18 protein-coding genes are annotated in these 22,426 nt (G+C 66.1%); 14 read left to right on the plus strand and 4 right to left on the minus strand.

The window, feature by feature from the left end:
* Positions 1 to 28: 28 nt before the first annotated feature.
* The 6 genes from CR918_RS03675 to CR918_RS03700 all read left to right on the plus strand — a co-directional run bounded on the left by CR918_RS03675 (position 29) and on the right by CR918_RS03700 (position 6,853).
* Positions 29 to 2,221, plus strand: a complete 2,193-nt coding sequence (locus CR918_RS03675; RefSeq protein WP_099842071.1) for a glucosidase family protein — start codon at positions 29 to 31, stop codon at positions 2,219 to 2,221.
* Complete coding sequence (locus CR918_RS03680) at positions 2,218 to 3,705, plus strand: MFS transporter (RefSeq protein ID WP_099783154.1); 1,488 nt, start codon at positions 2,218 to 2,220, stop codon at positions 3,703 to 3,705. The genes CR918_RS03675 and CR918_RS03680 overlap by 4 nt, the downstream gene beginning before the upstream one ends.
* Positions 3,705 to 5,420, plus strand: a complete 1,716-nt coding sequence (locus CR918_RS03685; RefSeq protein ID WP_099842072.1) for an alpha-amylase family glycosyl hydrolase — start codon at positions 3,705 to 3,707, stop codon at positions 5,418 to 5,420. Before CR918_RS03680 ends, CR918_RS03685 begins: the two co-directional genes overlap by 1 nt.
* 153 nt (positions 5,421 to 5,573) lie before the next feature.
* Positions 5,574 to 5,960, plus strand: coding sequence for an SseB family protein (locus tag CR918_RS03690; RefSeq protein WP_025873957.1), 387 nt, complete (start codon positions 5,574 to 5,576; stop codon positions 5,958 to 5,960).
* A gap of 117 nt (positions 5,961 to 6,077) precedes the next feature.
* Positions 6,078 to 6,551, plus strand: coding sequence for a GNAT family N-acetyltransferase (locus CR918_RS03695; RefSeq protein WP_099842073.1), 474 nt, complete (start codon positions 6,078 to 6,080; stop codon positions 6,549 to 6,551).
* Positions 6,548 to 6,853: a hypothetical protein gene (locus CR918_RS03700; protein WP_033830565.1), complete on the plus strand. Its 306-nt coding sequence runs from the start codon at positions 6,548 to 6,550 to the stop codon at positions 6,851 to 6,853. Before CR918_RS03695 ends, CR918_RS03700 begins: the two co-directional genes overlap by 4 nt.
* Positions 6,854 to 7,007: 154 nt before the next feature.
* Here CR918_RS03700 and CR918_RS03705 read toward each other — a convergent pair whose 3' ends face one another.
* Both CR918_RS03705 and CR918_RS03710 read right to left on the minus strand, forming a co-directional pair.
* On the minus strand, positions 7,008 to 10,586 hold the full coding sequence (locus CR918_RS03705; protein ID WP_099842074.1) for a M1 family aminopeptidase: 3,579 nt from the start codon (positions 10,584 to 10,586) through the stop codon (positions 7,008 to 7,010).
* A 12-nt stretch (positions 10,587 to 10,598) separates the two neighbouring features.
* The gene (locus CR918_RS03710) at positions 10,599 to 11,498 is read right to left on the minus strand and encodes an ABC transporter ATP-binding protein (protein ID WP_032975880.1); all 900 of its coding nucleotides are present in this window, start codon (positions 11,496 to 11,498) and stop codon (positions 10,599 to 10,601) included.
* A 154-nt stretch (positions 11,499 to 11,652) separates the two neighbouring features.
* Here CR918_RS03710 and CR918_RS03715 point away from each other — a divergent pair, with 154 nt between their 5' ends.
* From CR918_RS03715 to CR918_RS03725, 3 genes are all read left to right on the plus strand, one after another.
* The gene (locus CR918_RS03715) at positions 11,653 to 12,354 is read left to right on the plus strand and encodes a hypothetical protein (protein ID WP_099842075.1); all 702 of its coding nucleotides are present in this window, start codon (positions 11,653 to 11,655) and stop codon (positions 12,352 to 12,354) included.
* 92 nt (positions 12,355 to 12,446) lie between these two features.
* Entirely contained in the window at positions 12,447 to 13,943 is a 1,497-nt protein-coding gene (locus CR918_RS03720; RefSeq protein WP_099842076.1) for an ATPase domain-containing protein, read from the plus strand.
* Positions 13,933 to 15,987: a PAS domain-containing sensor histidine kinase gene (locus CR918_RS03725; RefSeq protein WP_099842077.1), complete on the plus strand. Its 2,055-nt coding sequence runs from the start codon at positions 13,933 to 13,935 to the stop codon at positions 15,985 to 15,987. The genes CR918_RS03720 and CR918_RS03725 overlap by 11 nt, the downstream gene beginning before the upstream one ends.
* Positions 15,988 to 16,081: 94 nt before the next feature.
* On the opposite strand, the gene CR918_RS03730 is transcribed toward CR918_RS03725, so the two are convergent.
* Positions 16,082 to 17,113: a LacI family DNA-binding transcriptional regulator gene (locus CR918_RS03730; RefSeq protein WP_032975883.1), complete on the minus strand. Its 1,032-nt coding sequence runs from the start codon at positions 17,111 to 17,113 to the stop codon at positions 16,082 to 16,084.
* A 284-nt stretch (positions 17,114 to 17,397) separates the two neighbouring features.
* Between CR918_RS03730 and CR918_RS03735 the strand changes: the two genes are divergently transcribed.
* The 5 genes from CR918_RS03735 (at position 17,398) to CR918_RS03755 (ending at position 22,110) form a co-directional block, all read left to right on the plus strand.
* Positions 17,398 to 17,973, plus strand: a complete 576-nt coding sequence (locus CR918_RS03735; protein ID WP_099842078.1) for a single-stranded DNA-binding protein — start codon at positions 17,398 to 17,400, stop codon at positions 17,971 to 17,973.
* A gap of 201 nt (positions 17,974 to 18,174) precedes the next feature.
* Positions 18,175 to 19,065, plus strand: coding sequence for a hydroxypyruvate isomerase family protein (locus CR918_RS03740; RefSeq protein WP_207759517.1), 891 nt, complete (start codon positions 18,175 to 18,177; stop codon positions 19,063 to 19,065).
* Positions 19,066 to 19,091: 26 nt separating this feature from the next.
* Complete coding sequence (locus tag CR918_RS03745; RefSeq protein ID WP_099783170.1) at positions 19,092 to 20,777, plus strand: GMC oxidoreductase; 1,686 nt, start codon at positions 19,092 to 19,094, stop codon at positions 20,775 to 20,777.
* A complete protein-coding gene (locus CR918_RS03750; RefSeq protein WP_033830572.1) occupies positions 20,777 to 21,352 on the plus strand; it encodes a gluconate 2-dehydrogenase subunit 3 family protein in 576 nt (191 codons plus the stop codon). Before CR918_RS03745 ends, CR918_RS03750 begins: the two co-directional genes overlap by 1 nt.
* Positions 21,337 to 22,110, plus strand: a complete 774-nt coding sequence (locus CR918_RS03755; protein ID WP_099842080.1) for a 3-keto-disaccharide hydrolase — start codon at positions 21,337 to 21,339, stop codon at positions 22,108 to 22,110. The genes CR918_RS03750 and CR918_RS03755 overlap by 16 nt, the downstream gene beginning before the upstream one ends.
* A gap of 10 nt (positions 22,111 to 22,120) precedes the next feature.
* Here CR918_RS03755 and CR918_RS03760 read toward each other — a convergent pair whose 3' ends face one another.
* Positions 22,121 to 22,408 (minus strand): c-type cytochrome, encoded by a 288-nt coding sequence (locus CR918_RS03760; protein WP_032951568.1) that lies wholly within the window; start codon positions 22,406 to 22,408, stop codon positions 22,121 to 22,123.
* Positions 22,409 to 22,426: the final 18 nt, after the last annotated feature.

A 22,426-nucleotide genomic window follows, 5' to 3' on the forward strand; every position in this document is an offset into this window, starting at 1 on the left:
GACGGGCGCAAGCCGGTCTGCCGCTTCGATGCTGAAGATCATTTGCCTGACCGCTGCCCTGGGGGCAGCGCTGGGGACGACCGCGCACGCGGCCGACCTGACATTCGACGGCCGCCAGGCGCGCGCCGAATCCGCTGCCAAGGGCAGCTTCGTGCTGCATGCACCGAAGGGTGAGGTGCGCATCGCCGCCGCGCCCATGCGCAGCCAGACCGGCAGCGTGATGTTCGATGCGCTGTTCGCGCTGGCCCAGCAGGAAATGGACCAGGACCGGGTGGATGCCATCCGCGATCCGGCCTTCGACGAAGGCCGTCCGGTACCGTGCGAGTGCTTCCAGACCGGCGCGCGCTGGCCGTATGTGTGGACGCGTGACGTCAGCTTTGCAGCCGATCTGGCGCTGGCGAAGCTGGACCCGAAGCGCACCCGTCAGTCGCTGCAGTTCAAGTTGTCGGCTGCGCGCGACGGGCATACGCCCGGCCTGTTCGTGGCCCAGGACACCGGCTCCGGTGGCAGCTGGCCGATCAGCAGCGACCGCGTGGTGTGGTTCCTCGCTGCCCGACACCTGCTGGATGATCCTGCGTTTGCCGAGCAGGTCTGGCAGGCCCTGCAGGGCACATTGGCGCAGGACCGGGCGATGGTCTTCGACGCGCAGATGGGCCTGTATCGCGGCGAGACCTCGTTCCTTGACTGGCGCGAGCAGACCTATCCGGACTGGACGCGCGAGGACGTACGCTTCATCGGTGATTCCTACGCGCTGTCCACCAACGTGCTGCATTACCAGGCGCTGCGCCTGGCGCAGCAGATGGCCGCGCAGCTGGACGACGAGCGCAGCGAGCAGTACAGGGCCTGGGCCGATGCACTGGCGGTGCAGATCGACGCGCGCTTCTGGCGCGAAGACATGGGCCAGTACATGAGCTACATCGGCGAGGCGGCGCACCCGGTGCCGTACGCCAAGATCGATCTGCTCGGCCTGTCGCTGGGCATCCTCGCCGACGTGCTGCCCACTGAACGTGCGCGTCGTGCGCTGGCGGGCTATCCGATGGGCGCTGCCGGCAGCCCGGTGGTGTGGCCGCAGGAAGCGCAGCAGCCGATCTACCACAACCGTGCGATCTGGCCGTTCGTCAGCGCGTACTCGCTGCGCGCGGCGCGCAAGGTGGACGATGCGCCGCGCATCGCTGCCGAGATCCGCTCGCTGATGCAAGGGGCGGCGCTGGCAGGTTCCAACATGGAGAACTACGAGCTGGTCAGCCAGGCCGTGCACGTGGACGAAGGTGCGTTGAGCGGGCCGGTGGTCAACTCCGAGCGCCAGCTGTGGTCGGTGGCCGGCTATCTGTCGATGGTCACCGAAGGCGTGTTCGGCGTGCAGGACGACGGTCGCGTGCAGCCCAAGCTGCCGGCCGAGCTGGTGCCGGAGCTGTTCGGAAAGCAGAAGCGGATCAGTCTGGAGGCGGGCGGCAAGCGCTATGTGCTGGAGCGCCCGAAGCAGGTGGGCGCTGGCTTGTTGATCGCGGGAAAAACGCGTACGCGCGGCACCACGACCACCGTGCAGCTGGTCGCTGCGCCGGCAGCCGTGAGCCGTGATGTGCCGCGTGCCGATGCCAATGCACGGGCACCGGCCACGCCGCTGGCACCGCAGGCAAAGCGCAGTGGCAAGGGCTGGTCGGTCGCGGTGGCTGCCGGCCAGGTCCTCTGGCAGGACGGTGTCGCGGCCACGGCCAGCAAGGGCCAGGTGCGCGTCGGCGATGATGGCCTGCAGCACTGCCTGAGCCTGACCCGGCGTGAAGGTGCGCTGGAATCCCTGCACAGCCCGATGGTCTGCGTCGGCCCGCAGCAGGTGCTGCGGGGCAGCCGGCAATGGCAGTTCAATGCAGCCAGGGCGGGCCACGTGCGCCTGCGCCTGCAGTACAGCAACCCGAACGGCCCGATCAACACCGGTGTGACCGCGGCGGTGAAGCAGCTGGCCGTGCAGTGCAAGGGCCGCCCTCCGCAGCGGCACACGGTAACGCTGCCGCACAGCGTGGCGGCGCAGGACTCGACCGCGGCAACCTTCGCGGTACCCAAAGGCCGCTGCACGGTGACGCTGGAAGAGGGTTTCAACATGAGCGCGCTGCAGCACTTCGCGCATTACACCGGCGGCAAGGGTGGTCGTGATGGCGTGCTGAACCAGGCCCAGGTGCAGGCGCTGAAGATTGCGCCGGTGGCGGCAGCAGAGGACGCACGATGAGCCGTCCTGCAAAGCCGCAGTTGTCGTTCTGGCAGATCTGGAACATGTGCTTTGGCTTCCTTGGCATCCAGTTCGGCTTTGCCCTGCAGAACGCCAACGCCAGCCGCATCTTCGAAACGCTGGGTGCGGACATGGACGCGGTGCCCGGACTGTGGATCGCCGCACCGCTGACCGGCCTGCTGGTGCAGCCGGTGATCGGCTACCTGTCCGACCGAACGTGGACACGCTGGGGGCGGCGCCGCCCGTTCTTCATGATCGGCGCGGTGCTGACCACGCTGGCCCTGCTGGTGATGCCGAACTCGCCGACGCTGTGGATCGCGGCCGGCACGCTGTGGGTGCTGGACGCGTCGATCAATGTGTCGATGGAGCCGTTCCGCGCCTTTGTTGGCGACCAGCTGGCACCACGGCAGCGCCCGGCGGGCTATGCGATGCAGAGCTTCTTCATCGGCGTCGGCGCAATCGTTGCCAGCTTCCTCCCCTTCATCCTGGCCCACTTCGGTGTTGCCAACACGGCAGCGGCGGGCGAGGTGCCCGATACCGTGCGCTATGCGTTCTACTTCGGCGCGGTGGTGCTGCTGGCGGCGATCACCTGGACGGTGGTCAGCACCCGTGAGTATTCGCCCGACGAGCTGGCCAGCTTCGATGATGCCGAACCACCGGCGCATCACGCCGGGACCGCGGTCACCGGGCCCGCGCCGTGGACGCAGGTTGCGCTGTGGCTCGGTCTCGGCGCGTTGCTGGCGGTACTGATCGCGTGGCGCCACGGCGACAAGATGCTGTACGTGCTGGCCGGCCTGTGCGTGGGTTACGGCGCACTGCTGGCGGCAGCGCGGGTACTACCGGGCACGCACATGCTGGCCGCCATCGTCGGCGACCTGCGCGCGATGCCGATCACCATGCGCCGGCTGGCCTGGGTGCAGTTCTTTTCCTGGTTCGCCCTGTTCGCGATGTGGATCTTCACCACGCGCGCAGTGGCCGGCATGCATTTCGGTTCCACCGACGTCGAATCGGCGGCCTACAACGAAGGTGCCAACTGGGTGGGCGTGCTGTTCGGTGCCTACAACGGTTTCGCCGCACTGGCCGCGCTGCTGATCCCGCCGATGGTGCGGGCGATCGGCCTGCGCTGGAGCCACCTGGTCAACCTGTGGCTGGGTGGGGCAGGGCTGATCTCGATGATGTTCATCGACGATCCGCAGTGGCTGCTGCTGTCGATGGTCGGCGTCGGCTTTGCCTGGGCCTCGATCCTGTCGCTGCCCTATGCGCTGCTGTCGGACAGCGTCCCGGCGGCGAAGATGGGCGTGTACATGGGCATCTTCAATTTCTTCATCGTGATCCCGCAACTGGTCGCGGCCAGCGCGCTCGGTTTCGCCCTGCGCGCATGGCTGGGGGGCCAGCCGATGCATGTCCTGGTGCTGGGTGGCTGCAGTCTGTTGATTGCCGGTCTGTGCGTGTTGCGGGTTCCGTCCCGTCCGGAGGTGGTGTGATGCGTGGTGCCCTGTCTGCTGCTGTATCCCTTGTGCTGTTCGCTGGCCATGCTTCGGCTGCGCCACGCCCGGCCTATGTTGGTACCACCGAGCCGTTCGCCAGTGACGCGGTGTACTTCGTGGTCACCGACCGCTTCGTCAACGGCGATCCGTCCAACGACCATCGCGACCAGGGCGGCAAGCACCGTAACTTCGATATTCCGGTGCCATGCCCGGACAAGGTGGACGGCAACATCGGCTATCTCGGTGGCGATTTCCGTGGTGTGCTCGACAATGCCGACTACATCCGCAACCTCGGTTTCGGCGCGGTGTGGATCACCCCCATCGTCGACAACCCGGACGAAGCCTTCACCGGCAGCAAGCCGATCAGCTGTACCAGCACCCTGACCGACCGTGGCAAGACCGGCTATCACGGCTACTGGGGCATCAACTTCTACACGCTGGACGAGCACCTGCCGAGCAGGGACCTGGATTTTGCCGGGTTGACCAAGGGCCTGCACGGCGCCGGCCTGAAGGTGGTGCTGGACATCGTCGGCAACCATGGATCGCCGGCCTGGACCATGCCCAAGCGGCAGCCGCAGTTCGGCCAGATCTTCGACAAGGACGGCAGGTTGATTGCCGACCACCAGAACCTGCCGCCACAGAAGCTGGACCCGAAACACAATCCGCTGCACGCGTTCTACAACAACATCGGTCCGGTCGACAGCAAGGACGGCTCGATCTTCGATGGCAACCTGGCCGAGCTGAGCGACTTCAACCAGGCCAACCCGGCAGTGATGGACTACCTGGTGGGGGCGTACCTGCAGTGGACCGCGCAAGGTGTGGATGCGCTGCGCATCGATACCATCGGCTGGCTGCCGCATCCGTGGTGGCACGAGTTCGTCAACCGTATCCGCGCGCAGCACCCGGGCATGTTCATGTTCGGCGAAGCGTTCGACTACAACGCGGCCAGCATCGCCGAACACACCTGGCCGGCCAACGCCAATGTCAGCGTGCTCGACTTCCCGCTGCGCGGCGCGCTGGAGCAGGCCTTCGGCAGCGCCGGCAAGGGCTTTGAAACGCTGGCTGAGCCGCTGCACCTGACCGGTGGCCCGTACGCCAACCCGTACGAGCTGATGAGTTTCTACGACAACCACGACATGCCGCGCCTGCAGGCCAGCGACAGCGGCTTCATCGACGCGCACAACTGGTTGTTCACCGCGCGCGGCATTCCGGTGGTCTATTACGGATCGGAAACCGGCTTCATGCGCGGCCGTGCGGAGCACGCCGGCAACCGTGCCTACTTCGGCCAGCCGCGGGTGGATGCAGCCCCGCAGAGCCCGATCTTCGCCCCGCTGCAGCGCATCGCCAAGCTGCGCGAGAGTACGCCGGCGTTGCAGCGCGGCCTGCAGGTGAACGAACGTCTGCAGGGCGATGAAGCGGTGTTCTTCCGTGTGCTGCAGCATGGCGACGTGGCGCAGACCGCGCTGGTGCTGCTGAACAAGGGCGATGCCACGAAGACCTTCAGCGTGGACCGCTACCTGCAGCCCGGCCTCTGGCGCGACGCGCTGGACGGTGGTCAGGTGACGGTGAAGGGCAGCCTGAAGGCGGAGGTGCCGGCGCACGGGGTGAAGGTGTTTGTGCTGGATGCGGACGTGCAGCAGCCGGCCCTGCAGGCCGAACTGGACAAGGCCATGGCAGACCAGCTGGCGCGCGACCAGCGACTGAAGCGCTGACCGCGCAGTGACCAGCGGAAACGGTAGTGCCGGCCGCTGGCCGGCAGCCTCTTCGTCGTTGGACCCAGTGCAGTTGCCGGCCAGCGGCCGGCACTACCTGGTGTGGCGGCATCCGGCACAATAGGCACCCCCTGATGCCGCGCTCGTACTGCCATGACCGACCTTGCCCCGCAGACTCCCATCGAAACCCTGCTCAAGGCCGCGATGGACGGAACAGTGCCGATCCGGGCATTCATGGAGGCCTTCGTTGCTTCCCAGGTGGTGCTGCTGACGGGCAGCCTGGTCACGCCCGATGGGAGTGGCTTCGATCCGCTGCTGTTCGACAAGCAGGGCACCCTGCACGTGGCCGTGTTCACCGATCCGGCGCGGGTGGGCATCTACAGCCAGCAGGCCGAGCATCAGGTCCGCTGGCTGATGCTGGACGTGCTGCGCCGCGTGCCGGGCGGCTACGGCGTGGTGATCAACCCGGGCACTACGCTGGGCTTCGAGATCTCGCCCAGCGGCGTCGGTGAGATCCTGAAGGACTTCTCGCAGGGCTGAGGTGCATATCGCCGGGGAGCCGATCCCATGCACGGTTGGATTGATTGCAACGATTTGCAGTGACTGCAGGGGTGAAGCATGCTTTCCTGAAGGACGATCAGGACAGCGAGGTTACCCATGGAGTTCAGGATGCTGGCGCCGGCAGCGCCGGCAGCGCCGGAGTGCGAGCAGCTGGCGCAGTGGTATCACGCGCAGTGGGGAAAGGATGCAGGCTTCACTCTGGAAGATGAGCGTCTGCGGCTGCGCAAGCCCAAGGACGCGCAGGGATTCCCGCATCTGCTGGCGGCAATCGACGATGGGCAGGTGGTCGGTGCCGTGCAGCTCAAGCGCGGTGAGATGCCCGGTTTTCCCGAGTATGAGCACTGGCTGGGAAGCGTGTATGTGGCCGACAGCCAACGCGGGCGAGGGTTGGCCAGCACGCTTGTCGAACACGCAGTGAAGCAGGCCCGGTCGATGGGCATATCGCAGCTCTACCTGCAGACCGAGTCGCTGGACGGTGGTCTGTATGCGCGATTGGGGTGGAAGCCCGTTGTCGAGTCCGACACGCGTGGCTTCCCGGTGCTGGTGATGGTCCGCGGGTTGAGCGCATGAGCACCGCCTCGGCCCGCCATTCCCGTCTTGCCCTGGTCTTCCTGATCGGCGCCATCGTCGCAGCCCTCATCGCCGCGCCATTGCTGAGCGCGGTCGGCATCGTGCAGTGGCCGGTGTTCGTCATCGCCTGGCTGATCAATCTTGGCGCGGCCTGGCATCTGGGCGTTTGGGCAGGGCTGCAGGGCCGTTCGGAGTTTGCCTTCATGTTGCTGGCTGCACTCGGCACCGTGGCGTCGATCGTGATCTACGTGCTGCTGGCGGTGCTGGGGCCGAAGGCCGGTTCGCAGGGCCCCGCAGCGTAGCCCAGGGCGTCAACCGGGCAGTACGGCATCCACGCCGCGCATGGATGCATTCCAGTAGATCCACGCCATGCGTGGATGCATCCAGTAGATCCACGCCATGCGTGGATGCCGTACGAGATCGGTGCCGGCCCGAAGGCCGGCACCGCCACTCACATCACATCGTCACCTTGCGCCGGTTGTCTTCGCTCACCCGGTCGATCAGCTTGTTGTACGGATCGAAACCGGCCTCGTCCGGCTTGGCATCCACCGTCACCGTGATCGTCGGCGCTGCCGTGGTAATGTGATGGCGCTGCAGGTACAGCACCTTCTGGTCGCGTTCCTTGCCCGAGGGACCGTTGGCGAACACGCCGATCTCGACCCAGTCGTCCAGCGCGGCCGGCGTTTCCTTGCCCTGGCCATCGGCATGGACCTTGGCGGCGTGCAGCTTCAGGGTGACGTCGTAGCGGCCATCGGTACGCTTGCGCGCGCTGGCGGTCTCCAGCCGGTTGTCGTACAGCGTGATCTTCTCGAACAGATCGCTCAGCAGCTGCTGGCGGTCGGCCGGGGTCTCCGCACGCAGGTAGTCCAGCAGCTCCCGCGAGGTGGTGTACGGCGGCTGCTGGTAGCCCTTGTCCTGCAGGAAGCGCTGCAGGGCGCGGTTCAGCGCCTGTTCGCCGATTTCCTCACGCAGGCGGTAGAACACCAGCGAACCCTTGCGATAGTGGATGTACTGCTGGTTCTCCACCCGTTCCAGCGGCAGTTCCTCGATGCGCTCGCCGCCCCGGCCGGCCAGGTAGCGGTCCAGTTCGGTCTTCAGGAACTGGCGCATGTGCGCGCGGCCGTACTCCTTTTCCATCACCATCAGCGCCGAATACTGCGACAGCGATTCGGACAGTACCGTGGCGCCCTGCACGTTGGCACCGATCACCTGGTGCGCCCACCACTGGTGTGCGATCTCATGCGCGGTGACGTAGAACACGTAGTCCACCTTGTCCGGGTCACGCAGGTCGGCGATGAAGCCGATCGACTCGGAGTAGGGGATGGTGTTGGCGAAGGACTGGGCAAAGCTCTGGTAGCCCGGGAACTCGATGATGCGCACCTGGCGGTGCTGGTAGGGCGTGAAGTTCGCCTCGTAGTAGGCCAGCGACTTCTGCACCGCTTCGATCATGCGGTCCACGTTGTAGGCATGGGCCGGGTCGAAGTACACCTCGATCGGAATGTCCTTGTACATGGCCTTCTTCACCTGCCAGCGCGCCGACAGATAGGCGTAGAAGTTGAGCATGGGCCGGTCCATCGCATAGCTGAAGCAGCGGCGGCCGTTCACGGTGGTCTCGTGCTGCAGGTAGCCCGGGGCCAGCGCGACCTGGTCCGGTGCGGTGCAGATGGTGGTACGGAAGTCCAGCCAGTCGGCGTCGTCGGAGATGTAGGTGTTGGCACGTGCTGCTTCATCCTCCAGCTTCGGCATGCGGGTCGGCTCACCCAGCCCGCGCTTGCGCCGTTCGTTGCGGTCCTCCAGCTCGCCGCGCGGGTCGTAGCCGAATGACGGCAGCAGGGTGCTGTTGAAGAACGTGCCGTTGTCCACGATGTTGCTGGGTGCCTGGCCGGCGGTGATGCCCTTGGGTCGTTGTTCGACGCGGAAATGCACCTGGCGCTGCTCGCCGGGTTGCAATGGCGTGGCCAGGCGGTAGATGCGGTAACCCAGGTCGACATCATGGAAGGCCAGGGTCTGCCCGCCCAGGTCGACCTTGACCAGATTGCGGTCATCGCCCATCGCGATGTGGATGTCACTGATCGGGGCAGCGTGGGTGTTGCGCACCGTCCAGTCGGCATCGATGACCATCGACTGGGTTTCCGGATGCAGGTCCACGCGGTTGTCGACGGCGATGATGCGCGGTTGCGGCAGGTTCCTGTACTTGGACAGCTCGCGCTCGTAGCGCACCTGCAGGTCGCGCTGCTGGTCGGGAGACAGGAATTCATTGCGGATGTTGGTGCTCCAGTACAACCATCCGCCGAGCGCGACAAAGCCGAGCAGGGATACGGCAAAGCCCGCGCCGGTAGGACCGCGCAGGCGGCGTGCCGCCAGCTTCAACCGGTCACGCGCACTGGCGCCGACGCCGCGCACCCAGAACGCGGAGGCAAGGAACAGCAGCGCGGCCAGCAGCAGGCCCCAATAGGCCTGGAAGACCAGCTGCCCAGGCAGGAAGTGGCCGTATCCGTTCATGTCCGAGTACGGGGCGTTGGGCCAGTTGCCGAAGTTGTACAGGTTCTGTGTGTAGTCCAGCAGGCCCAGCGCGACCTGCGCGATCATCACCACGATCAACAGCGCGTAGCCGAAGAACTTGTTGTTGGTCAGGACCTGCAGGACCAGCGCCATGCCGCCCATCAGCACATAGAACACCGAACCGAGGGCCAGCACCTTCAGGTACAGCAGCGGCTCCAGGTGGGTGTAGCCCTGCACCAGCTGCATGGCCATCGACACCACCGCACCGATGGCCTGGAAGCAGGCGACGATCACCACCAGGGTGGTCAGCCGGGCCAGCAGCGGTACCCAGTTGGGTACGGGCATGGCGTCGTTGACTTCGTTCAAGCGGACCGCGCGCTCCTTCCAGACCAGTTCGCCGGAATAGAACAGCACGATGATCACCAGCAGCCAGCTGTAGGCGCCCTGCAGGGCCGACAGCATTTCGGTGGTGACCGGCCAGATCGGCGTGCCATAGACCGCGCTCTGGTGCAGGGCGGCGGGGATGAAGTTTGCCAGGCCCAGCACCAGCAGCACGATGAACGGCACCCCGCGCAGGACGCCGAGGGTGTCAAAGCGCACCTGGCGCACGAACTGGTGCCAGCCGGTTGCCGCGCTGAAGCGGGGGCGCACGCGCGGCGCGGTGATCGCCGCCGGTCGCGGCGCATCGGCGCTGGCCACGGCCTGGCGACGGCCCCAACGCCTGCGCCCACTGCCGGTACGCTCGGTGCGGAACAGAGCGAAGGTGGCGGCGAACAAGACGGCGGCCACCCCCAGCCACAGGGCACGGTTGGCCAGCAGGTAGCCCGCCACCTCGGGCAGGCGGGTGTTGCTCTGCTCGGCGGCCCAGTAGCGGACCGTGCGGCCGAGCGCGCGCATGCCCAGTGGCTCGGTCAGCGTGGCGACCCAGACGTTGTCGATATCGCTCAGCAGCGAGGCACTCACGCCATACAGCACGAAGTAGCCGACCAGGCCGATGTAGACCCACAGGATCGAGCGCGTCAGCGCCGCCAGCAGCGACAGCAGGGCGGTGGTGAACAACACGTTGGGCAGCACGATCCAAGTGAAGGTCCAGGCATAGCTGGCCAGCGAAACCGGGCCGACGCGGGCCTTGTCCATCCAGGGCATGAACGGCCCCAGGAAGATGCCCAGCGCGATGATCAGGTAGACCACCAGGCTGGCGCAGATCGCTGCCAGGATGCGTCCGGCCAGGTAGTCGCGGCGCTTGATCGGGCTTGCGAAGATCAGCTCCGAGGTGCCCAGCTCGAAGTCGCGCAGCAGTGCATTGCTGATGAACAGCGTGGACACCAGCATGCCCATCATGGTGAAGATGCCCATGAAGCGCGCGATGACGATCGGCGCATTGCTGTGCACGTTGTTGACGCCGCCGCCGATCTGTACGGCTTCGGAGGAGGCGGCGGCGAAGGCCAGCGCGGCGAACAGGAACGCCAGCAGCCACAGCAGCGGCGAACGCAGCTGCTCGCGCAGCTCGAAGCGGAAGAAGGTGAGGATCATGGTGTGCTCCGCTCAGGCTGCACGGGCACGCGCCTGCAGGCGCAGGCGCTGGAAGTACACATCCTCGAGATCGGGGGCCACTGCAGTGAAGCCATCACCGGGGTCGCTGGCGCTGTGCACGTGGATCACCGGGCGGCCGCCCACCAGGCGCGAGGACAGCACCGTGTAGCGCGCCTCGTGGTCGGCCAGTTCGGAAGGCTCCACCTGCTTGCGCCAGACCTGCTGCTGCAACGCCTCGATCGCATCGGTGGGGCGACCGGTCAGCAGCACCTGGCCCTTGTTCATGATCGCCATGGTGGGGCACAGGTCGGTCACGTCCTCGACGATGTGGGTGGACAGGATCACCGCCACGTTCTCGCCGATGGCCGCCAGCAGGTTGAGGAAGCGGTTGCGCTCTTCCGGATCAAGGCCGGCGGTGGGTTCGTCGACGATCACCAGGCGCGGGTCGCCCAACAGCGCCTGGGCGATACCGAAGCGCTGGCGCATGCCGCCGGAGTAGGTGCCCAGCTTGCGCTTGCGCGCATCCCACAGGTTCACCTGCTGCAGCAGGCCATCGACCACCTCGCGGCGCTGACCGCGCTGGGTCAAGCCCTTCAGTACGGCAAAGTGCTCCAGCAGGTCCAGTGCGCTGACCTTCGGGTACACCCCGAAATCCTGCGGCAGGTAGCCCAGCCGGCGGCGCACGGCATCCTTGTCGCGCAGCACGTCGATCGGCGCTTCACCCGGAATGCTCAGGGTGGCACTGCCGCTGTCGGCTTCCTGCAGGGTGGCCAGCGTGCGCATCAGCGAGGATTTCCCCGCGCCGTTGGGCCCGAGCAGGCCAAACATGCCGCGGGGAATATCCAGTGTGACCCCGTTCAACGCGTGTACGCCGTTGGCGTACGTCTTGGACAGCGAATCGATCTTCAGCATGCGACGTACACCTTTCCGTGTGTTGATCTGCTGTTTATCGCGCTGAACGGGGGCGGCGTCATGCCCCTTTGGTCATGGTGCCCCCAGACGATGGCCGTCCCAACGGGTGGGCTGGATATACTCGTTTACGCCCCGACGCGGAAAAGGACATCCGGTGCGCATCGCATTCTGGTCAAGCTGGTTGCTGTTGATCTCCCTCAGTATCGGGCTGGCGCTGTCGCTGGCCGATTTCCGTACTGCCACGCATTACGCATCCGCACCGCTGCAGCTGGAACCGGGCACGCAGCTGACGCTGGAAACCGAGCGGCTGTTGCCGGGGCGGCCGCAGCTGTCGTTGACGTTCCAGCGTCCCCCGCCGGACTACGACCAGCCGGACCCCGTGCTTGGCAACTGGCAGAACAGTCAGCACGCCGGTTTCCTGCGCTTCCGCACGCCCGGCGAGCCGATCAGGCTGAAAGTCGAGCATGACGGTCGGCACGCGATCTATCGGGCCATGCCGGTCAGTTCGCATGGCTCGGGTGAGGTGACGCGCGAATTTACGCCGGACGAACCCAGCGCATCGCCCACCGATTTCCAGTGGCCGCCACTGGCCTCGCCGCTTACGCTGGGTGCTGGCAACCTGCACCTGAAGATCACCGTTGTGGAGGTCGGGCCTGGCCTGCGCGGAGAAACCGCGACACTGGGCCTGGAACCGGGCCTTCAGATGAAAGTGACTGACGCGGACTATGGTTGGTTGTGGCTGCTGTTTATCGTCAAACCAGCGCTTCAGCTGCTGCTGGCACTCTATGTGGTGGTGATGCTGGCGTGGAGCTGGCGCAGGGGACGCCGTTGGTGGCGGGGCAGGGCGGAGTCGTGAAATCTTCCTGAATGCGTTAACAGCGGTGCGCTGGATCACACAATGCGTCGACAGGGGCGCCGATAGGCTTTCCCCCTCAAACGTCGACGTCGATGCAGGCACGCATGCGGATCACAACCGGAATTGAAGGACTGGACAGCATCATTGGCGGCGGGCTGCCGCAGGCGCGGCTGTACCTGCTTGAGGGGCCGCCGGGCTCCGGCAAGACCACGCTGTCCCTGCAGTTCCTGCTGGAAGGCCTGCGGCGCGGCGAGCGCTGCCTCTACATCACCCTGTCCGAGACCGCCGAGGAGCTGCGCGAAGTCGCGTTGGCGCACGGCTGGTCGCTGGACGGCCTGCACCTGTTCGAGCTGGGTTCGGCCGAAGGGGCAATGGGCAATGGCCGCCTGCAGTCGGTGCTGCATTCGTGGGAAATGGAGCTGGACGAGACGGTCAACCTGATCATGTCCAAGGTGGACAGCATCGGGCCGACCCGGGTGGTGTTCGATTCGTTGTCGGAACTGCGCCTGCTGGCGCAGGATTCGCTGCGCTATCGTCGGCAGATCCTCGCACTCAAGCAGTTCTTCGCGCCCAAGAGTGCGACGGTTTTCCTGGTGGACGACCTGACGTCCACCGGCGATGAGCGCGACGGCCAGCTGCACAGCCTGTGCCACGGCGTGGTCTCGCTGGAACGCCTGACCCTGGACTTCGGCCCTGCCCGGCGCCGCATGCAGGTGCAGAAGCTGCGGGGCGTCGATTTCGTTGCCGGCTACCACGACATGGTGATCCGTCGCGGTGGCGTGCAGATCTTCCCCCGCCTGATCGCCTCGGAACATCACGGACGGTTCGTCGGAACGCCCATCAGCAGCGGCGTGGCCGAGATCGACCGGCTGCTGGGCGGCGGTCCGCTGCGCGGTACCTCCACCCTGTTGACCGGCCCGGCCGGCAGCGGCAAGACCAACGTGGCGCTGCAGTATGTGTGGGCGGCCTGCGAGCGCGGCGAGCGCAGCTGCATCTTCGAGTTCGACGAGCGCGTGGGCACGCTGCTGGCACGCGCTTCGGCGCTGGATATCGATCTGGAAAAGCACCTGCGCTCCGGTCTGCTGGAGATCCTGCAGATCGACCCGGCCGAAGTGTCGCCCGGGGAGTTCTCCTGGAACCTGCGCAAGTCCGTGGAGGAGCGCAACTGCCGTGTGCTGGTGATCGACAGCCTCAACGGCTACGTGACCGCCATGCCGCAGGAAAAACAGCTGATGCTGCAGCTGCACGAGATGCTGTCCTACCTCAACCAGAAGGGTGTGGCGACCTTCATGATCAACCCGCAGCATGGGCTGGTCGGCACCATGTCCACCGGCAGCCTCAATGTCTCCTACATCGCTGATGCGGTGGTGCTGTTCCGATTCTTCGAAGCCAAGGGACGCATCCGCAAGGCGATCTCGGTGATCAAGAACCGCGGCGGTGCGCATGAAGACACCATCCGCGAACTGAAGATCGACGGGCGCGGCATCACGGTCAGTGCCGCATTGGCCGATTTCCAGGGCATCCTCACCGGCACGCCGGAGTTCGTCGGCGACAGCGCAGCGCTGCTGGGCCAGTCCGATGTCCGATAGCGATGAGGGCGGCACCGTTGTCCGTATCGTCGCTCCCTTCGGCCGTGATGCCGACAGCATCGCGGCGGTGCTGGCCGGCGCAGGGTTGAGGACGGGCATCGCGCCAAGCCTGGAAGTGCTGGCTGAGCAACTCGATGACTGCACCGGGCTGGTGGTGGTCACCCAGGAAGCGGTGGCACGCGGCAGCGAGGTACTGCTGCAGGCGCTGCAGCAGCAGCCGGCCTGGTCGGACATTCCGTTCATCCTGCTGCGCTCGGCGCGTTCCTACCGGCGTTCCACCCGTGAACCGTTGTTGCCCGGCTCGATCAACGTAGTGGAGATGGACCGGCCATTGGGCAGCATGTCGTTGCTCAGCGCTGTGCAGGGCGCGCTGCGCGCGCGCGGCAAGCAGTTCGTGGTGCGCGACCAGGTCACCGCCTTGGCCGATGGCCGTGCGGCGCTGGCGCGCAGCGAGTCCGAGCTGCGATTGATCGCCGATGCAATGCCGGTGCTGATCGCATTCGTGGACCGCTCGCTGTGCTTCCGCTTCGCCAACAAGGCCTATGAAAACTGGTTCGAACTGGCTACCGGCGAAGTGATCGGCACGCATGTGCGCGAGGTCATCGGCGAGACCGTATGGCAGCAGCGTCGCCCGGCGATGGAAGCCGCGTTGGCCGGTCGCGAGGCCATGTTCGAGATCGTCTGGCCACATCGCTTGTATGGGCGCCGGGACTGCGAAGTGCGTTACTCGCCCCGCCGCAATGGCGAGGGGCGCATCGACGGCTTCCACGTGTTCGTCACCGATATCACCGCGGCCAAGCTGGCCCTTGCCAGCAGCCAACAGCACGCGCACGCGCTGGAGGCGATGGTGGCCGAGCGCACCCGTGAACTGGAAGCGCAGATGGCGGCGCGCGAGGCCAGCGACGCTGCATTGCGGCAGTCACAGAAAATGGAGGCGATCGGCCAGTTGACCGGCGGCATCGCCCACGATTTCAACAACATGCTGACCGGCATCCTGTCCGCGTTGGACATCGTCCGGCTGCGCCTGGACATGGGCCGGGTCGACGACCTCGAACGTTTCCTGGACACCGCCACCGCCTCGGCCCAGCGTGCCGCGGCACTCACCCAGCGCCTGCTGGCGTTCTCGCGGCGGCAGTCGCTGGATGCGCGTCCGGTGGAGCTCAACACGCTGCTGGTTTCGGTGCAGCACCTGCTGCACAGCACCCTGGGCGAGGCGGTGCGCATCCACGCCGAACCCTCGCCGCTGCCCTTGCACGCCACGCTGGATGCCAACCAGTTCGAGAGCGCGCTGCTGAACCTGGCCATCAACGCGCGTGATGCGATGCCGGACGGCGGCGATCTGACTCTGCGTGCCTCGTCGGTAAGCGTAAGGGAAGGCCAGTACACGGCCGTGCCTGCCGGTGACTACGCACTGGTGGAGGTGGCCGACACCGGTGCCGGCATGGCGCCGGAAGTGGTCGAGCGCGCCTTCGAGCCCTTCTTCACCACCAAGCCCATCGGCAAGGGAACGGGGCTGGGCATGTCGATGGTGTACGGCTTCATGCAGCAGTCCGGTGGCCACATCGCCATCCAGTCCAATGTCGGCGAAGGGACGACGGTGCTGCTGTTCATTCCGTTGTCGGAGGCCATTGTGGAAGACGCGCCTGCACCTTCGCAGCCGATCCGGCGCGGCGCCGGCCAGTCCATCCTGGTGGTGGAGGATGACGAGCAGGTACGGATGCTGGTGACGGTGGTGCTGGAAGACCTGGGCTACCACGCCCAGGTGGTGGGTGATGCCGATGCGGCGATTCCCATCCTCACGTCGGCGCAGAGCATCGATCTGCTGGTCACCGATGTCGGGCTGCCGGGGCTCAACGGGCGCCAGCTGGCGGAGATCGCGCGGCAATCGCGGCCGGCGCTGCCGATCCTGTTCATGACCGGCTATGCGGAAAAGGCACAGGAGCGCGCGGCCTTCCTCGATGAAGGCATGGCGATGATCGCCAAGCCCTTTCTGCTGGATGAGTTCAGCATGGCGGTACGCACGGCCATGCCGGGCGGCGCGTAGCGATGCAGGTCCTGTAGAGCCGGGCCATGCCCGGCTGTCGTCGGCCTTGCGTCCCACGCATGCATGCTGAGCATGGCTTGGCGCCACCGAAGGGCTACGCGCGCAGCGAGGACTCGCGCACCACCAGCTTCACCGGAATGCTCTGGCCTTCCACCGGCTGCCGGCCGATCAGCGCCAGCAGCTTCTCCACCAGCAACTGGCCGGCCTGCTTGGTGTCCTGCTGTACGGTGGTCAGCGGTGGCGACACCGAGGCTGCCAGCGGGATGTCATCGAAGCCGGTCACCGCCACGTCCTGCGGCACCCGCAGGCCCTGCTCGCGCAGCGCGCGCACCGCGCCGATGGCGATCAGGTCGCTGGCTGCGCAGACCGCATCGATGGAACGGTCCTGGGCCAGCAGTGACAGGCACGCCTCATGCCCGGACGCCTCGGTGGTGATCGCATCATGCTGCAGCGCCGGGTCGGCGGTCAGGCCATGCGCACGCAGCGCCTCGACGTGGCCGCGATAGCGCTCCTGGAATTCCGGGTAATGGCTGGAGGCATGGCCGAGGAAGGCGATGCGGCGGCAGCCCTGTTCCAGCAGGTGGGCGGTGATGTCATGCCCGCCCTGGAAGTTGTCGCTGCCGATCGACACCCCCGGCTGGCCGGGCAGGGCCGCGCCCCAGCGCACGAAGTGGGTGCCTTGTTCCACCAGCCGCTGCAGGCGGTCGCGCGACTGGTGGTAGTCGCCATAGCCCAGCAGGATGATGCCATCGGCCTTGTTGCTGTCTTCGTAATCGGCCTGCCAGTCGGTGGACAGCTGCTGGAAGGACACCAGCAGGTCCTGCCCATGCAGCGCGCAGGCGCGGGTGATCGACCCCAGCATCGAGTGGAAGAACGGGTTGATCAGCGAGTCGTCGTTGGTCGGGTCCTCGAAGAACAGCAGGGCCAGCGTGCCGGCATTGCGCAGGCGCAGGCTGGAGGCATTCTTGTCGACCTTGTAGTTCAGCTCGCGGGCGATGCGCAGGATGCGCTCGCGGGTCTCGGCGTTGACCATCGGGCTGCCGCGCAGGGCCCGCGACACCGTGGGCTGGGAGACCCCGGCCAGGTGGGCGATGTCCAGGGAGGTGGCTTTGCCTTTGATGGTCATGGGGGCCGGCAGGGAAATGATCGGGGAATGATGCCATGGGGCGCCGATGGGCTGGCGCCGCGCGCCGGGGCAGGGCGCGCGCAGTGCCCTGCCCGGGGGGCTGCAGGCCGGATTCCGGCCATGGCCGGGGGCTTTCCCGACCCAGGTGTCGGCCGAGGGGATGGTAAGATGACCCGTTCTCGTATTCCCCCAAATTTCCCGGGGGCGACCCCAGCGCTCTGCACCCCCGCCCGGGGACGTGCTATCACTGGCGGCCTGCCCCTGGACAACGGACGAAGGTACCTATGGCGCGCGGCATCAACAAAGTCATCCTGGTCGGCAACCTCGGCAACGACCCGGACGTGAAGTACACCCAGAGCGGCATGGCGATCACCCGCATCAGCCTGGCTACCACCAGCGTCCGCAAGGACAAGGATGGCAACCAGCAGGAACGTACCGAATGGCACCGCGTGGTGTTCTTCGGCAAGCTCGGCGAGATCGCCGGCGAGTACCTGCGCAAGGGCAGCTCGGTGTACGTCGAAGGCAGCCTGCGTTACGACAAGTACACCGGCCAGGACGGCGTGGAGAAGTACTCCACCGACATCGTCGCCGATGAAATGCAGATGCTGGGCGGCCGCGGTGAAGGCGGCGGTGGCGGCGGTGGCAACTTCGCTGGCGGCGAGCGTCCGCAGCGCCAGCAGGCCCCGCGCCAGGAATACGGCGGCGGTGGTGGTGGCAACCAGCGTGGCGGCCAGGGCGGTGGTTACAACCAGGGCGGCAACCAGGGCGGTGGCTACGGCCAGCAGCGTCCGCAGCAGCAGCAGCCGCAGCAGTCGGCGCCGCCGATGGATGACTTCGCTGACGACGATATTCCGTTCTGATCGAACGCTCGTTCGCAGCAGAAAAAGAAAGCCCCGCTCATGCGGGGCTTTCTTTTTCTGCGATTCCTGCGGAGTTGTGCCTCGCAGCATTGATTTTCGTGCACCGCGACTTGCAAACAGACAATTTCCTCCCCTATGGTGCAATCGATTGCATTGCCGTGAATCGTTGCGTTTGATACCGGTTGGGAGGCCGGCAGGTGGATGTCCATCCATTCGATCAGACCGGCCCCGGGCCTCACGCGGCGCGATGCGCTTCGCATGGCGGCCGCTGCGAGCCTTGGCTTGGGGGCGGCGGGCGTTCTGCCTGCGTTTGCCGCCACGGCGCCGCTCAAGGGCAACCTGAAGCATTCCGTGGCCCGCTGGACCTTCCCGCAGCTGTCGGTCGCCCAGCTCTGCGCGACGGTGAAGGACATCGGTTTTGCCGCGATCGACCTGATCGGCCCGGAAGACTGGCCCACCCTGAAGGCCCACGGCGTATACAGCTCGATGTGCAACGGCGCGGAGCTGGGCCTTACCAAGGGCTTTGCCGGCCGTGAGTTCCACGACCAGCTGGTGGAGCGCTACACGCGGCATATCGACCTGGTGGCCGATGCCGGTTACCGCAACCTCATCTGCTTTTCCGGCAACCGCAACGGGATGGACCCGCAGGAGGGCATGGCCAATGCCGAGGCCGGCCTCAAGCGCATCCTCGGGCATGCCGAGAAACGTGGCGTGGTGCTGGTGATGGAGCTGCTGAACTCCAGGGTCGATCATCGCGACTACCTGTGCGACCACTCCGCCTGGGGCGTGGAGCTGTGCCAGCGGCTCGGCTCGCACAACTTCGGCCTGCTGTACGACATCTATCACATGCAGATCATGGAGGGCGACATCATCGCCACCATCGGCAGGCATCACGCCTGTTTCAAGCATTACCACACCGCGGGCGTGCCGGGCCGGCACGAGATCGGGGACCAGCAGGAACTCAATTACCCCGCCATCTGTCGCGCGATCCGCGACACCGGTTTCGATGGGTATCTGGCGCAGGAATTCATGCCTGCGGCACCGGATCCCGTTGGTTCGCTGCGCGAGGCCATCCGCCTCTGCGACGTCTGAAACGATATCCACCAGGTGAGAGATCCATGGCAGACAATCATTACGACGCCATTGTTGTTGGCTCGGGAATCAGTGGCGGTTGGGCGGCGAAGGAACTGACCGAGAAGGGCCTGAAGGTCCTGATGCTGGAACGCGGACGCAACATCGAGCACGTCAAGGACTACGTCAACGCGATGAAGGAGCCGTGGGATTTCCCGCATCGCAACCGGCCTACACAGGCGATGAAGGCCGCCTTCCCGGTGCTGATGCGCGACTACGCGCTGGCCGAGAACCTGCAGGGCATGTGGGCCGACGAACAGGAATCGCCGTACATCGAGACCAAACGGTTCGACTGGTTCCGCGGCTACCACGTGGGTGGCCGTTCGCTGATGTGGGGGCGACAGAGCTATCGTTTCTCCGACCTGGATTTCGAAGCAAACCTCAAGGACGGCATCGCCACCGACTGGCCGATCCGCTACGCCGACATCGCGCCGTGGTACGACCATGTGGAGAAGTTCGCCGGCATCGCCGGTACGCGCGAAGGGCTGGACGTGCTGCCGGACGGCGAGTTCCTGCCGCCGATCCCGTTGAACATCGTCGAAAAGGACGTGGCCGCGCGGATCAGGAAGGCCTTCGGCGGAACCCGGCACATGATCCACTCGCGCACGGCGAACATCACCAAGCCGATGCCCGAGCAGGGCCGCGTCAACTGCCAGTACCGCAACAAGTGCATCCTCGGCTGTCCCTTCGGCGCCTATTTCTCCACCCAGGCGGCGACACTGCCGGCGGCGATGAAGACCGGCAACCTGACCTTGCGGCCGTTCTCCATCGTCAAGGAAGTGCTCTACGACAAGGACCGCAAGCGGGCGCGGGGCGTGGAGATCATCGACGCAGAGACCGGCCAGACCTACCAGTACACGGCCAAGGTCATCTTCCTCAATGCCTCCTCCTTCAACTCGACCTGGCTGCTGATGAACTCGGCCACCGATGTGTGGGAGGGTGGGCTGGGCTCATCGTCGGGTGAGCTGGGACACAACGTGATGGACCATCATTTCGGCGCGGGTGCCTCCGGCCGGGTCGAAGGCTTCGAGGACAAGTACTACTTCGGCCGTCGTCCCTGCGGCTTCTACATTCCCCGCTTCCGCAACGTGGCCGCTGACAAGCGCGGCTACCTGCGCGGCTTCGGCTACCAGGGCGGTGCCAGCCGCATGGGGTGGTCGCGCGAGATTGCCGAGCTGAACATCGGCGCCGACCTGAAGGAGGCGCTGACCGTGCCCGGTGACTGGCGCATCGGCATGACCGGCTTCGGCGAAATGCTGCCGCACCACGACAACACGATCCGCCTGGACCGGGACCGCAAGGACAAGTGGGGTCTGCCGGTGCTGGCGATGGATGTATCCATGCGCGCCAACGAACTGGCCATGCGCAAGGACATGGCCGCCGATGCCGCCGAGATGCTCGAGGCCGCCGGCGTCAAGGACGTGGAGATGCACGACAACGACTACGCCCCGGGCAAGGGCATCCATGAGATGGGGACCGCGCGCATGGGCCGTGACCGCAGGACGTCCGTGCTGAACCAGCACAACCAGGTCTGGGATGCGCCCAACGTCTATGTCACCGACGGTGCCTGCATGACCTCCAGCGCGTGCGTGAACCCGTCGCTGACCTACATGGCACTGACCGCGCGGGCTGCTGACCATGCCGTGCGCGAACTGAAAGCGGGGAACCTCTGATGGACCGCCGCGAACTGCTGAAGATGATCGTTGCCGCCACCGGCGCGGCGATGATCGGCCTGCCTGCGCTCGGTCAGGCACAGGCTCCCGCCGCAGGGGCGAAGACGCGCTTCTCCGACGCGGAGGTCGGCACGCTGGACGAGATCGCCGAGACCATCCTGCCGCGGACGAAAACGCCGGGGGCGAAAGACGCAGGCGCCGGTGCATTCATGGCGACGTTCGTCAGCGACTGCTACACCGCCCGGCAGCAGGCGACGTTCCGTGCTGGCCTGGCCGATATCGACAAACGCGCCGGCGGCCGCTTCGTTTCACTTGCGCCGCAGGCCCGCACTGAACTGCTGCGCGCGCTGGATGCAGAGGCCAGGAAGCACGCGGTCGAGGTGACCGAAACCGGCACCGCCGAAGCAGGAGAGCCGATGCCGCATTACTTCACGATGTTCAAGCAGCTCACCATCTTCGGTTTCTTTACCTCCAAGGTTGGCGCGACCGAAGTGCTGCGTTACGTCGCCGTGCCGGGCCGCTACGACGGCGACCTGGCCTATGTTCCCGGCACGCCCGCATGGGGGACCAGCTGATGGATCACGCCATGAAGATCGCGCCGCTATTGATCGCCGCCGGCGTGCTGGCCGCGGCACCGGCGTTCGCGCAGGCCAACACCGATCCTGCGCGCGACCCGGCGAAGACCGAGGTGTGGACGCCCGTGCCTGCAACCGTGGCCACGCCGCCGGGCAAGGCGCCGTCCGACGCCATCGTGCTGTTCGATGGCAAGGATGCCTCCGCCTGGGAGTCGGAGCAGGGCGGACGTGTGCCCTGGACCGTCGCCGACGGCGCCATGACCATCGTGCCGGGCAGCAAGGGCATCCGCACCAAGCAGCGCTTCTGCGACATCCAGCTGCATGTCGAGTGGCGCACACCCGTCGAGACCAAGGGTTTCGACGGCCAGAACCGGGGCAACAGCGGCATCTTCCTGCAGGAACTCTATGAGCTGCAGGTGCTGGACAGCTACAACAACCCGACCTATGCCAACGGCCAGGCCGGCTCCATCTACAAGCAGGCCATGCCGCTGGTGAACGCCTCGCGTGCGCCGGGGCAGTGGCAGGCCTATGACATCCTCTGGAAGGCGCCGCGCTTCTCACCGGGCGGCGGGCTCATCTCGCCGGCGCGCATCACCGTGCTGCACAACGGCGTGCTGGTGCAGGACGACACCGTGCTGGCGGGCAGGACCGAGTACATCGGCCCGCCCTCGTATTCACCGCATGCGTGCGCGCCGATCCATCTGCAGGAGCACGACGCCAAGGTCAGCTACCGCAACATCTGGGTGCGCGAGCTGTAACGCTGGCGGCCTATTTCGCCAGATAGCTGGTGATGTCGTCGATCTCCTGTTGCGACAGCTGGGAGAACGGCGGCATCAGTCCGCCGCCCTTCCTGATCTTGTCCTTGATCTGCGCGGCATCCAGGCGCTTGCCGATGTCGGTGAGCGCGGGGAATGCGCCCGGCATGCCGGCGCGATCGGCACCATGGCAGGCCGTGCAGTTCGCTGTGTAGAGCTTTGCGCCGGCTGCAGGGTCGTCCTTGGACCATGCCGTGGTTGCCAGCATCGCCGCACAGAGAATCACAGCCACTTTCAGCATCGTTTTCAATCAGGACTC

Origin of the sequence: Stenotrophomonas indicatrix (assembly GCF_002750975.1) — a bacterium.
Taxonomy (GTDB): domain Bacteria; phylum Pseudomonadota; class Gammaproteobacteria; order Xanthomonadales; family Xanthomonadaceae; genus Stenotrophomonas; species Stenotrophomonas indicatrix.

What these genes read in the sequence shown, in the direction of transcription:
- CR918_RS03675 (WP_099842071.1), top strand. Translation starts at nt 29, where the DNA reads ATGCTGAAGATCATTTGCCTGACCGCTGCCCTGGGGGCAGCGCTGGGG.
- CR918_RS03680 (WP_099783154.1), top strand. Translation starts at nt 2,218, where the DNA reads ATGAGCCGTCCTGCAAAGCCGCAGTTGTCGTTCTGGCAGATCTGGAAC.
- CR918_RS03685 (WP_099842072.1), top strand. Translation starts at nt 3,705, where the DNA reads ATGCGTGGTGCCCTGTCTGCTGCTGTATCCCTTGTGCTGTTCGCTGGC.
- CR918_RS03690 (WP_025873957.1), top strand. Translation starts at nt 5,574, where the DNA reads ATGACCGACCTTGCCCCGCAGACTCCCATCGAAACCCTGCTCAAGGCC.
- CR918_RS03695 (WP_099842073.1), top strand. Translation starts at nt 6,078, where the DNA reads ATGGAGTTCAGGATGCTGGCGCCGGCAGCGCCGGCAGCGCCGGAGTGC.
- CR918_RS03700 (WP_033830565.1), top strand. Translation starts at nt 6,548, where the DNA reads ATGAGCACCGCCTCGGCCCGCCATTCCCGTCTTGCCCTGGTCTTCCTG.
- CR918_RS03705 (WP_099842074.1), bottom strand. Translation starts at nt 10,586, where the DNA reads ATGATCCTCACCTTCTTCCGCTTCGAGCTGCGCGAGCAGCTGCGTTCG.
- CR918_RS03710 (WP_032975880.1), bottom strand. Translation starts at nt 11,498, where the DNA reads ATGCTGAAGATCGATTCGCTGTCCAAGACGTACGCCAACGGCGTACAC.
- CR918_RS03720 (WP_099842076.1), top strand. Translation starts at nt 12,447, where the DNA reads ATGCAGGCACGCATGCGGATCACAACCGGAATTGAAGGACTGGACAGC.
- CR918_RS03725 (WP_099842077.1), top strand. Translation starts at nt 13,933, where the DNA reads ATGTCCGATAGCGATGAGGGCGGCACCGTTGTCCGTATCGTCGCTCCC.
- CR918_RS03730 (WP_032975883.1), bottom strand. Translation starts at nt 17,113, where the DNA reads ATGACCATCAAAGGCAAAGCCACCTCCCTGGACATCGCCCACCTGGCC.
- CR918_RS03735 (WP_099842078.1), top strand. Translation starts at nt 17,398, where the DNA reads ATGGCGCGCGGCATCAACAAAGTCATCCTGGTCGGCAACCTCGGCAAC.
- CR918_RS03740 (WP_207759517.1), top strand. Translation starts at nt 18,175, where the DNA reads ATGTCCATCCATTCGATCAGACCGGCCCCGGGCCTCACGCGGCGCGAT.
- CR918_RS03745 (WP_099783170.1), top strand. Translation starts at nt 19,092, where the DNA reads ATGGCAGACAATCATTACGACGCCATTGTTGTTGGCTCGGGAATCAGT.
- CR918_RS03750 (WP_033830572.1), top strand. Translation starts at nt 20,777, where the DNA reads ATGGACCGCCGCGAACTGCTGAAGATGATCGTTGCCGCCACCGGCGCG.
- CR918_RS03755 (WP_099842080.1), top strand. Translation starts at nt 21,337, where the DNA reads ATGGGGGACCAGCTGATGGATCACGCCATGAAGATCGCGCCGCTATTG.
- CR918_RS03760 (WP_032951568.1), bottom strand. Translation starts at nt 22,408, where the DNA reads ATGCTGAAAGTGGCTGTGATTCTCTGTGCGGCGATGCTGGCAACCACG.